The following is a 10,992-nucleotide window of genomic DNA, read 5'->3' on the forward strand; positions in this document are numbered from 1 at the left end:
TAGCCAGAAACTGCAGCAAAACTCAAGCAGGGCTGGCATCAGCGCCCGACTCGGAGTATGATAGCCATTAACCTAGTAATTTAGTCAGGTACTAAGATGATTTCTATTTCAGAACAGGCGCAAGCCCATTTTGCAAAGCTGCTGGAAAAACAAGCTGCCGGTACCAGCATCCGGGTATTTGTTGTTAACCCTGGCACGGCTCAGGCGGAGTGTGGCGTATCTTATTGTCCGGCAGACGCCATTGAAACTAGCGATATGCAAATCGAATTTAACGGTTTTAATGCTGTTGTTGACGCGGAAAGCAAACCCTTTTTGGTGGATGCAGAGATTGATTTTGTAACCGATCAGATGGGTTCACAGCTAACATTAAAAGCGCCGAACGCCAAAGTGCGCAAGGTGAATGACAACGCGCCACTAATGGAGCGGGTGCAGTATGTTATTGATGCTGAAATTAATCCGCAGCTGGCTAATCATGGTGGCCGGGTGTCGGTTATGGAATTAACCGGAGATGGCGTAGCCGTATTGCAATTTGGTGGTGGCTGTAACGGCTGTTCGCAAGTCGATTTAACCTTGAAAGAGGGTATTGAAAAAGAATTGCTGGCCCGTTTTAGTGGCGAATTAAACGGTGTGCGTGACATTACCGAGCACCAGCGTGGCGAACACTCATACTATTAAGCTCGCTCCCGCTTATGGTATAACAACCCTGGTTTAGCTAATTACCGGGGTTTTTTATGCGCATTTTTTTTATTTTTAGTTTGTTGCTTAGTTTGCTGTTGCCGGCTCAGGCGGCAGTAATGCTGATCTACCATCACGTTGCCGATGACACTCCCCGGGTAAGTAGTGTTACTGCAGATGAACTGCGCCAACATCTGCAATATCTGAAAGATAATAATTTTCAGGTTATCGGGCTGGACATATTAGTTGACCAGCTCAAAAACGATAAACCCATCGCCGACAACGCTGTAGTATTAACCTTCGACGACAGTTTCGAGAATAACTATACCACCGCTCACCCCATCCTGATGGAGTTCGGTTATCCCTACACTATTTTTATCAGCCCTGGCAGCATAGACAACCGGGTAGGTCCAGTCCTTAACTGGGACCAGGTCAGAAAAATGGCAGATGATGGTGTGTTGGTAGCCAATCACGCAATGAACCACGAACATATGACCCGACTTGAATCTGGTGAAAGTGAAGCCGAATGGCTGACCCGGATGGAACAGAATATTCTGGAAGCCGAACGACGGATCAAACAGGAAACCGGTCAGAATCACCAGTGGCTGGCCTATCCATACGGTGAATTCAATAATCAATTGGAGGCATTGGTAAAAAGACTGGGCTTTATTGGTATTGGTCAGCAATCTGGCGCTATAGGCCCTGCTACCTTGCTAACTCGCATTCCCCGCTACCCGGCAGCCGGTCAGTACAGCGAACTGACTAATCTGGCGCAGAAATTACGCACCCTGGCATTTAATATCACTGATTATTTAGCGGCTGATCAGCAAATTAGTGCTAATCCTCCTACTTTGCGCCTGCAACTTGAAGTGGCAGATTTTCTGCCTGGCCAGTTACGCTGTTACGCTGGTACCGAAACGCTTGAACCAAAATGGCTGGATGAAAATACTTTTGAAGTCACTGCCAGTAAGCCAGTTAATCGCGGCCGCAGTCGGTATAACTGCACCGCACCTTCACTGAGTAAAAAAGGCTATTTTTACTGGTATTCGCAGCCCTGGTTAAATTAACGAAGTTGTAATTGATTCAGCACCAACGGGAAGTCGCTTAGTAGCTGCTCCCTGTTAATAAGTGGCACCTCACCAGGCGCCATTTCAGGTTTAAAAATTGCATCAACCTGTCCCAGCGGGTTTATTAATACTACCGAAGCACTATGGTCAACCAGATAGTCCTGCTCTGTAGTACTGCTCATGGCATACATTAACCCCAGTTCACGAACGAATGGAAATAACTGATCATGGCCGGCGGTTAACCCGGTTAATGCCGGCTGATTAAAATAATCAACATATTGCTTGAGTTGCTCTGGCGTATCACGTTGTGGGTCAACCGAAATAAACCAGATTTGCAGGGGCTGAGTGACGTTAGCTGCCAGCTCCTCTTGCACACCAGCCAGCTTGGCAAGTGTTAGCGGGCAGATGTCCGGACAAAAAGTATAGCCAACAAACGCCAGTGTCCACTTGTCCATCAGATCAGCGCGACTACGCGCTTTATTGTCCTGATCTGTTAGCGTAAATTCAGCCAGATTGCGCGGTTGCGGATAAACTAATGCTTGCTTTGGTAACGGTTGATGTTGCAACAACAAATATAACAGTACGCCGGCCACAACGGCGGCAGCCGACAACATAACAATTATTAGATTACGAAACATAAAATGGTGACACCTTAAAGTAATGATCAACCAGCAACACTAAAAACAGTATCATTAAATGCACAATTGAAAACTTGAAAGTTGCCATTGCCGTTGTACTGTCAGCATTAAATTTTAACTTCCAGGCATACTGCAGAAACCGCAAATTCAGTAAGGTGCTGCCCAGCAGATACACTGCACCTGTCATCCCTACTATATAAGGCAGCAAGCACACCAGACATAGCAGCACGGTATATAGCAAAATGGCACTTTTCGTGTATTCAATACCGTGGGTAACTGGCAGCATCGGCATATTGACCTTGGCGTAGTCGTCGCGACGATGGATCGCCAGCGCCCAGAAATGCGGCGGCGTCCAGGCAAAGATGATCATTACCAGCAGCAATGCATAACCATGAATATCGCCGGTAACAGCTGTCCAGCCCAGCAAAGGTGGCATTGCACCGGCCAGGCCGCCAATCACAATATTTTGGGGGGTGGCCCGTTTTAAAAACATGGTGTAAACCACAGCATAACCAAATAAGCTTAGCAGGGTCAGCCAGGCAGTGAGTGCGTTAACACCGGTATATAACAACACAAAACCGGTGGCCGCCAATGCGCAGGCAAAGGTAATAGCCTGCTGAGAGCTCACACGGCCTTTAGCAACCGGCCGGCTGTGAGTGCGGGCCATCTGCGCATCTATTCGCTGATCAACAACGTGGTTTAGCGCTGCAGCAGCTCCGGACAGCAAGCCAATACCAATGGTAGCGAATATCACTACTGCTATATCAGGCAAGCCTGGTGAGGCCAGCATCATCCCGACCCAGGCCGTTAACACCAGCAAAGCTACAACCTTAGGCTTGGTTAGTTCCAGATAGTCGCGCCAGCGGGAAATACCCAGTCTAGATGCAATTATTGTTGCCATTTATGCCTCCCTGCTAGCGGGGCGGTAAAGTTGATACAGTACAACCACCATGATCATGAGTAAGTTCGCCCCGACAAAATTATGCGCCACAGCGTTGGCCAGTGGCAGATGCAGCATTACATTTAGCAGGCCCAGAATAAACTGCAACAACAATACCACGCCAATCGCCAGAGCAAAATTCTGCATTACTTTAGTTTTTGCAGCCCGATATAAGCTAACGGCGAACCAGCTAACTAAGCCGAGCGTTATAAATGCGCCTATCCGGTGAAACACGTGCACCGTCTGACGAGCTTCTGCTGACATTACGCCATACTCATAATCACTGTATCCGAGATGTAAATCAAAGGCCTCATCAAGAGCCAGTCGACTTAACCAGCCGGGCTCACATATCGGCAGTTCAATACAGGCAAGAGCAGCATAGTTGGCGGCAGTCCAGCCACCAAGACCAATTTGTAACATCACCACTATGGCTGCACCTATTGCCAGTGGCTTTAATTTTGCTAATGCCGGCTCTGCCACCCTTAATTCTGGTGTCAGCTGCATCCAGTACAACGCCAGTAAACAATAAAGCGTAAACCCTCCAAGCAAATGCGCCAATACTACAATTGGCAGCAAGCCCAGGGTTACTGTCCAGGCACCTAATGCCGCTTGAAATATCACCAACAATAACAAAGCCGTAGGTAAGGCGCGTGGTTGCTGTCCCTTGCTGGCAATACTGGAAATAAATATCGCTGCTATTAATAAGCCTAAGGTACCAGCCAGATAACGATGGATCATTTCATTCCACGCTTTTTGCGGCTCTAAAGGTCGCTCAGGAAAAGCCTGAGCTGCCATGGCAATACTTTCTGGTTTTGCCGGTACTTTCAAAAAACCATAACAGCCTGGCCAGTCAGGACAGCCTAAACCGGCATCGGTTAACCGGGTAAAAGCGCCATAAATAATCACTACCATTGTCAGCAGTAAAGTAATAGATACTAACCATTTATGTCTGGTCATACGCTGGTCCTGTCATAATTTAATAACTTTAATAAGTCGTAACGGATATTACGGGCAATATCTGCCATTTCTGTCTCTTGCTCCGGCATCGGATAGCTCAGCAGAACCAGGCCCTTTTGATCTACCAGTAAAATTTGCTGCTGCAGTAACGACACATCGTTAATCTCGGCCTGTTGCAATACAAACATCGGATAAGCATCGGGTTCATTCAGGGTACCGACGACTATCGGCTGCACCTGCTCTTGTTTGCGTCCCAGGCCAATATATAACTGCTTTACCGTATGCAAGGCATTTTGACAGCGCTGATCGCAAGGAGTATCCGCCAGCATCACTATACGCCAATGTTTTTTCTGGCCGCTAATATCGTCCAGTAAAAAAATTTCCTGCTCCAGCCAATGACCTTTACTGGATGAACCAGGATTAAACCAACCCAGTTCCAGTACCAATTTAGCGGCGGCCAGCGGTAGTGCACAACATATAACAAACAACAGCATAAATTTATTTTTATTCATTTTCTCTCCCGCTGCGTCTGGCAGCAGCAAGTGCCACAGCCACTACCGCGATTGCCAGCATAAACCATTGAAAGGCATAGCCGTGGTGTTTTTCCGGTGGCATCACCACCGGCTGATAATGAGGTAAGAAAGGACTGTCACCTTGTTGATACAACAGTACCGGAAAAGAGCTTAGCGATAGCTGAGCTGCCATTTGCTCCAATTCTGGCTGTTGGATGCGCTGAGGCCAGCCTTCGCTCTCGGTATTAGGACCCAGCCGGAAGCCCCCTACTTTACTGCGAATAAGCCCTTGCAACTGTATTTGTTCAGGAATGTTCAACTCAGGCAGTACTGCCCGGTTGTTTCCGGCGGCAACCCAACCCAGATTAACCATCAGCAGCCGGCTTTTATCAGTATATTGCACTGGAATAATGACATCGTAACCCACTTTGCCTTCAACAATCTGGTTATCCAGCAACCAGATATAAGGCCGTAACCACTGTCCCGTCCCCGCAAACAACACGCCATCGGCTGCGCTTGCGCTTAGCACCGCCAACTGCGGCCAGCTAACGGCACCTTGTTGTTGCAACTGTTCTAGCTGACTGATTTGGATAGTTTTTTGCTCTGCTCGCTGCAACTGCCAATAGCCGAGCTTGCTTAAAATAGCAAAAGCCGTCAGAGTAATCAGCAACCACATTTTGTGAATGCCGAAATAACGGCCAAATATTTTAACCCGCATAATTTGCCAACCGGAGATCGAGAAGAATGTTGCTTAAGCTTGTTATCATTGCATTACTACTATTTATTGTTTTCAACCTGTTCCGGGCCGGATTTATTATGCTTAGAAACGATCCGGAACAAAAACAAATGTCGCGTTTTCTTGGACGCCGGGTATTTTACTCAGTGCTGGTGCTACTGATTATTCTGGTGGCGATGGCACTGGGTTGGATAACCCCCAACCCCAGGCCTTATTAATCCTGCCGGTTACAGCATATACACTATTACGAACAGACAGATCCAAACGACGTCAACAAAGTGCCAGTACCAGGCTGCCGCTTGGAACGCGAAATGTTTTTCCGGGGTAAAGTGCCCCTTTAATACCCGGAAAAACACGAATAACAGAATGATGGCACCCAATGTCACGTGCAAGCCGTGAAAACCTGTCAGTAAGAAAAAGGTATTGCCGTAAAAACCGGAATCTAACCGCAACCCCAGATCACGATAAGCATGAATATACTCATACACCTGCAAGCTCAGGAAGGTAGCACCCAGCAACAGCGTCAGTAACAACATCAGCTTCAGCTGGCCGCGTTTTTGCTGTTCCAGCCCGGTATGGGCAAAATGTAAGGTAACCGATGACACTATCAGAATAGCAGTGTTGATCAGCGGCAAACCCGTCCAGGGCATTGCCTGAGTTTCAATGCCGCCAGGTGTTTTTACCAGTGGCCATACCGGTTCAAAATTTGGCCACAACAGCTCGAAGGTCATGGCATTATTGCTGGAGCCGCCAAGCCACTGCATGGCGATGACCCGGCCGTAAAACAGCGCACCAAAAAACGCCATAAAGAACATTACTTCAGAGACGATAAACCAGCTCATACCCTGTCGGAACGAACGATCCATCTGGGCGCTGTACAAGCCACTCATCGACTCATCTATTACATTGCGAAACCAGCCCACCAGCATAAATACCAATACAGCAAAACCCAGCAGCAACAAATAGCCGCCAAAACCACTTTGCTGGTTACTAATATCAATAACATAGTGCCCGGCACCAAATGCTATAAAAAACAACGCTATCGCGCCAACAATCGGCCACGGACTCTGAGCGGGAACATAATATTTTTCGTAGGTTTTTGTTGTCATCTTATTCCCCAATATTATCTTGTTGTGGTTGCTGTGCTGCCCAAGCCTGAGTGACATCATACAAAGTATAATTCAGGGTTATAGTATGAAAATGCGCCGGCAACGCCGGATCCACATAAAACTGTAACGGCATCAGCATATCTTTGCCAGCAGCCAGCTGCTGCTGACTAAAGCAAAAACACTCAATTTTATTAAAATATAACGCAGCCTGGCCCGGTGATACAGAGGGTACAGCCTGACCAACGATCATCTTGCCAGTCGGGTTCAGCGCCAGATAATTCATAATATGAATTTCACCAGGGTGCACCTTCATGCTGTGCACTTCAGGTTTAAACACCCATGGCATGTCTTTATTGGGCCGCGCCAGGAACTCAATAGTTATCTCGCGGCTGGTATCAACAATTGCATTGTCGCTTGTCGCTGCCACCTCCGCGGTTTTACCATTAATACCCGTGATGTCGCAAAATACATCGTATAGCGGAACCAGGGCGAAACCAAAGCCGAACATTGCCAGAGTTACCAGCAGTAGCTTGCCAATTAATGGTTTGTTTTGCGCCATGGCTTGCTCCTTACTTAATTACCGGTGGAGTTTCAAAGGTATGGTATGGCGCAGGTGAAGGCACTTCCCATTCCAGGCCTTCGGCGCCTTCCCACACTTGATCAGTTGCTTTGACACCACCACGGGCACATTTGATCAGCACCCAGACAAAGATTAGTTGCGACAGACCAAACAGGAAACCGCCAATGCTGATAAAGGCATTAAAATCAGCAAACTGCAGGGCATAATCAGGGATCCGCCGTGGCATACCCGCTAAGCCAACAAAATGCATAGGAAAAAACAACAGGTTAACTGAGATTAACGAGCACCAGAAATGCCACTGGCCCAACGTTTCGTCATACATATTACCGGTCCATTTTGGTAGCCAGTAATACACAGCGGCAACAATCGAAAATACCGCACCGGTTACCAGTACATAATGGAAGTGAGCAACCACAAAGTAAGTATCATGATACTGGAAGTCTGCCGGTGTTATCGCCAGCATCAGACCCGAGAAACCGCCTATGGTAAACAGCACAATAAAGGCTAGGGCAAACATCATCGGCACTTCAAAAGTCATGGCACCCCGCCACATAGTAGCCACCCAGTTAAATACTTTAACCCCGGTTGGCACTGCAATCAGCATGGTGGCATACATAAAGAACAGCGTGGCAAACACCGGCATGCCAGTGGTAAACATATGGTGCGCCCAGACCAGAAACGACAATATCGCAATACTGGCAGTGGCATACACCATTGAGGCATAGCCAAACAGCCGCTTGCGGGCAAAAGTCGGAATAATAGCCGAGACAATACCAAAGGCCGGCAGGATCATAATGTAAACTTCAGGATGGCCGAAGAACCAGAAGATATGCTGAAACAGTACCGGGTCTCCTCCGCCTGCAGCATCAAAGAAACTGGTGCCAAAGTACTTATCAGTCAATACCATAGTTACCACACCAGCCAGCACGGGCATAACCATGATCAGCAGAAACGCGGTAATAAACCAGGTCCAGACAAATAGTGGCATTTTCATCCAGGTCATGCCCGGCGCCCGCATATTCCAGATGGTTACGATGACGTTAATAGCGCCCATAATAGACGATATACCCATAATGTGGACAGAGAACACAAATAATGCCGTGCTGTCACCACTATAAGTAGTTGACAGAGGTGCGTAGAAAGTCCAACCGAAACTTGGCCCGCCGCCAGGCATAAACAATGACAATAACAGGATAAGGAAAGCAAACGGCAGGATCCAGAAGCTCCAGTTATTCATCCTTGGCAGCGCCATATCCGGTGCGCCAATCATCATCGGAATCATCCAGTTAGCTAAGCCGGTAAAAGCTGGCATCACAGCTCCGAATACCATAATCAGGCCGTGCACTGTTGTCATCTGGTTAAAAAAGTGTGGGTCGACAAACTGCATTCCCGGTTGGAACAGCTCCAGCCGGATAACCATCGCCATTGCGCCACCAATAAAGAACATGATTAACGCGAACACCAGGTACATGGTGCCAATGTCTTTATGGTTGGTAGTGTACAACCAGCGTTTTATACCGCCGGGTTTATGATCATGATGTTCATGTTCATGATGCTCGTGATCATTTGGTTCAGTAATTACTACAGTCATTGTTATTCTCCCTCACCCTGCTGCACTTTATAAACATCGGCAGCCTGGACAGCGTCACCAGTGTCGTTACCCCAGGCATTACGGGTGTATGTCACAACAGAAGCTAATTCTTTTAAACTTAACTGACGGCCGAACGCCTGCATTGACGTGCCGGCTTTACCATTTAAGATAATATCGATATGTGCCGTTTTATCGTTAAGAATCAGGTTACTACCAGCCAAAGCCGGAAAAATACCCGGCAAACCACCACCATTGGGCTGATGGCAGGCTGCACAGTAAGCAATATAAGTGCGTTCGCCATTAGCCATTAGCTCACTCATATCCATGTTCATTGCCAGTAGTTCCTGCTCTGCTGCTTTAGCGTCGGCAATCCGGGTTTCTTCTGCCAGTTTCCAGGCTGCATAGTCTTCAGGGCTCTTTGCAACAACCACTACCGGCATATAGGCATGGTCTTTACCGCAAAGCTCAGCACACTGGCCACGATATATGCCGGGCTCATCTACTCTGGTCCATGCTTCGTTAATAAAGCCGGGGTTGGCGTCTTTTTTCACTGCAAAAGCAGGTACCCACCAGGAGTGGATAACATCATCCGACGTCATTAAAAAACGCACTTTCTGGCCAGTAGGAATAACCAACGGCCGGTCGACTTCCAGCAAATAGTTTTCGCCTTTTTCGAACCGGTTAGTGATTTGCTCACGAGGGGTTGCCAGAACAGAGAAGTACTCCAGATCACTACCAAGATACTTGTAATGCCATTTCCACTGCGACCCTGTAATCTGCACTGTTACGTCAGCAGCTGAGCTGTCTTCCATAGCAATCAGAGTTTTTGTGGCCGGTATGGCCATACCAATAAGGATGACTACCGGAATAGCAGTCCACAGAATTTCAATTTTGGTACTTTCATGGAATTGAGCCGGTTGCACGCCCCGCGCTTTTCGGTGTAACAGGATAGATATAAACATTATCCCGAAAACCACTGCTCCGATAACACAGCAAATCCAGAAGATTGTCATGTGCAGGTTATACACCTCCTGACTGATCTCCGTTACGCCTTTAGTCATATTTAAAGGCATGGCTGCTGCATTAGCCGATGCGGCTAAAAGCAAGGTCGGCAGCGACCAACGTATACTACGCGTCTTCGCCACTGTACTTCTCCTCTGTCATTTGCAAAGCAAACCGCAGAAACCTGTACACAGTAATACACAGCGAATACCGATAGAAAATACGGTGAATACCGCTAGCCCCCGAACCTATGTATGACGTTTCTTTAGTTTATTATTGTTATAGTTTTTTTAATTTTAACTGCCCGTGCAGTAACCCAAATTGGTAACTGATATTATTTCAGCAACCTTTGTCTAAGAATCATCCAAATCAGCGCCAGTGTAAACCCCTAAATAACAAAAGCGCAGGCAAAACCAACAGGTCATACCAGCGCCTTGATTAACAATTAACTTATTGAGCTAATAGTTTTTTATAACCAGCTTCCATTGCGGATTACTCCAACGGCCAATCCTTCTATGGCAAATTGCTGTTGGCGTAAGTCTACTTTAATGACACTGAATTCTTTATTTTCGGGGTATAGCAGCACCTGATGGCCATCGCGCTGGAACCGCTTAACCGTTACGTCCTCGTCAACCCTGGCAACAACCACTTGCCCGGGTTGTGCCTGAGAGGTTTTATGCACGGCCAGTAAATCACCATCCAGAATACCAATATCCTGCATGCTCATACCCTCAACTTTAAGTAGAAAGTCAGCATGGGGTTTAAATAAATGGGCATCAACCTGGTAATGATTCTGGATATGTTCTGCCGCCAGAATCGGTTGTCCTGCGGCAACTTTACCTATCAATGGTAAGCCCAGTTGCTCCGGTTCATTTTCGTCCTCCAGCAACCGAATGCCGCGCGAAGTACCGGGCATCATGGTCAACACGCCTTTTTTAGCCAACGCTTTTAAGTGCTCTTCCGCTGCATTAGCAGATTTAAAACCAAGCTGGCTGGCTATTTCAGCACGGGTGGGAGGCATGCCGGTCTCAGCCTGATAATCTTTAATAAGTTGCAGAATTTCTGCCTGACGAGGCGTAAGTGGTCTCATAATGCTGGCTACCTATACAGTTAGTACTGTGAGTATATACAGCCTTTTTGCAATTGCCAAGTTTTTGTCAACACGACAAAGTTGCCAGTATTCGC

The 10,992-nt window shown here is 47.4% G+C and carries 12 protein-coding genes and 1 pseudogene; 3 read left to right on the plus strand and 10 right to left on the minus strand.

What is annotated here, in order from left to right:
* The first annotated feature begins 96 nt into the window (after window positions 1-96).
* Together nfuA and H141_RS0113890 are read left to right on the plus strand one after the other, a co-directional pair.
* Window positions 97-675, plus strand: a complete 579-nt coding sequence (gene nfuA / locus H141_RS0113885) for a Fe-S biogenesis protein NfuA (protein WP_019676887.1) — start codon at window positions 97-99, stop codon at window positions 673-675.
* Window positions 676-731: 56 nt separating this feature from the next.
* Window positions 732-1,742, plus strand: a complete 1,011-nt coding sequence (locus H141_RS0113890; protein WP_019676888.1) for a polysaccharide deacetylase family protein — start codon at window positions 732-734, stop codon at window positions 1,740-1,742.
* Here H141_RS0113890 and H141_RS0113895 read toward each other — a convergent pair.
* Genes H141_RS0113895 through H141_RS0113915 form a run of 5 tightly spaced genes read right to left on the minus strand, consistent with a single transcriptional unit; the run spans window position 1,739 to window position 5,507 of the window.
* Window positions 1,739-2,380 (minus strand): SCO family protein, encoded by a 642-nt coding sequence (locus tag H141_RS0113895; RefSeq protein WP_019676889.1) that lies wholly within the window; start codon window positions 2,378-2,380, stop codon window positions 1,739-1,741. The two genes, H141_RS0113890 and H141_RS0113895, sit on opposite strands and share 4 nt — an antisense overlap.
* Window positions 2,370-3,281, minus strand: a complete 912-nt coding sequence (gene cyoE / locus H141_RS0113900) for a heme o synthase (RefSeq protein WP_019676890.1) — start codon at window positions 3,279-3,281, stop codon at window positions 2,370-2,372. Before cyoE ends, H141_RS0113895 begins: the two co-directional genes overlap by 11 nt.
* Window positions 3,282-4,277, minus strand: coding sequence for a COX15/CtaA family protein (locus tag H141_RS0113905; protein ID WP_019676891.1), 996 nt, complete (start codon window positions 4,275-4,277; stop codon window positions 3,282-3,284).
* On the minus strand, window positions 4,274-4,789 hold the full coding sequence (locus tag H141_RS0113910; RefSeq protein WP_019676892.1) for a hypothetical protein: 516 nt from the start codon (window positions 4,787-4,789) through the stop codon (window positions 4,274-4,276). The genes H141_RS0113905 and H141_RS0113910 overlap by 4 nt, the downstream gene beginning before the upstream one ends.
* Complete coding sequence (locus tag H141_RS0113915) at window positions 4,782-5,507, minus strand: SURF1 family protein (protein WP_019676893.1); 726 nt, start codon at window positions 5,505-5,507, stop codon at window positions 4,782-4,784. The genes H141_RS0113910 and H141_RS0113915 overlap by 8 nt, the downstream gene beginning before the upstream one ends.
* 20 nt (window positions 5,508-5,527) lie before the next feature.
* On the opposite strand from H141_RS0113915, the pseudogene H141_RS0113920 reads away from it, so the two are divergent.
* Window positions 5,528-5,743 (plus strand): annotated as a pseudogene (locus H141_RS0113920) (DUF2909 domain-containing protein); the annotation flags it as partial.
* A gap of 9 nt (window positions 5,744-5,752) precedes the next feature.
* On the opposite strand, the gene H141_RS0113925 reads toward H141_RS0113920, so the two are convergent.
* From H141_RS0113925 to lexA, 5 genes are all read right to left on the minus strand, one after another.
* Window positions 5,753-6,634, minus strand: a complete 882-nt coding sequence (locus tag H141_RS0113925; RefSeq protein ID WP_019676895.1) for a cytochrome c oxidase subunit 3 — start codon at window positions 6,632-6,634, stop codon at window positions 5,753-5,755.
* Window position 6,635: 1 nt separating this feature from the next.
* Window positions 6,636-7,193 (minus strand): cytochrome c oxidase assembly protein, encoded by a 558-nt coding sequence (locus tag H141_RS0113930; protein ID WP_019676896.1) that lies wholly within the window; start codon window positions 7,191-7,193, stop codon window positions 6,636-6,638.
* Between the two features lie 10 nt (window positions 7,194-7,203).
* On the minus strand, window positions 7,204-8,805 hold the full coding sequence (gene ctaD, locus H141_RS0113935) for a cytochrome c oxidase subunit I (RefSeq protein ID WP_019676897.1): 1,602 nt from the start codon (window positions 8,803-8,805) through the stop codon (window positions 7,204-7,206).
* 2 nt (window positions 8,806-8,807) lie between these two features.
* Window positions 8,808-9,878, minus strand: coding sequence for a cytochrome c oxidase subunit II (gene coxB, locus H141_RS0113940; protein WP_019676898.1), 1,071 nt, complete (start codon window positions 9,876-9,878; stop codon window positions 8,808-8,810).
* Between the two features lie 398 nt (window positions 9,879-10,276).
* The gene (lexA, locus tag H141_RS0113945) at window positions 10,277-10,897 is read right to left on the minus strand and encodes a transcriptional repressor LexA (RefSeq protein WP_026349469.1); all 621 of its coding nucleotides are present in this window, start codon (window positions 10,895-10,897) and stop codon (window positions 10,277-10,279) included.
* Window positions 10,898-10,992 lie beyond the last annotated feature (95 nt).

Origin of the sequence: Arsukibacterium perlucidum DSM 18276 (assembly GCF_000382165.1) — a bacterium.
Lineage (GTDB): Bacteria > Pseudomonadota > Gammaproteobacteria > Enterobacterales > Alteromonadaceae > Alishewanella > Alishewanella perlucidum.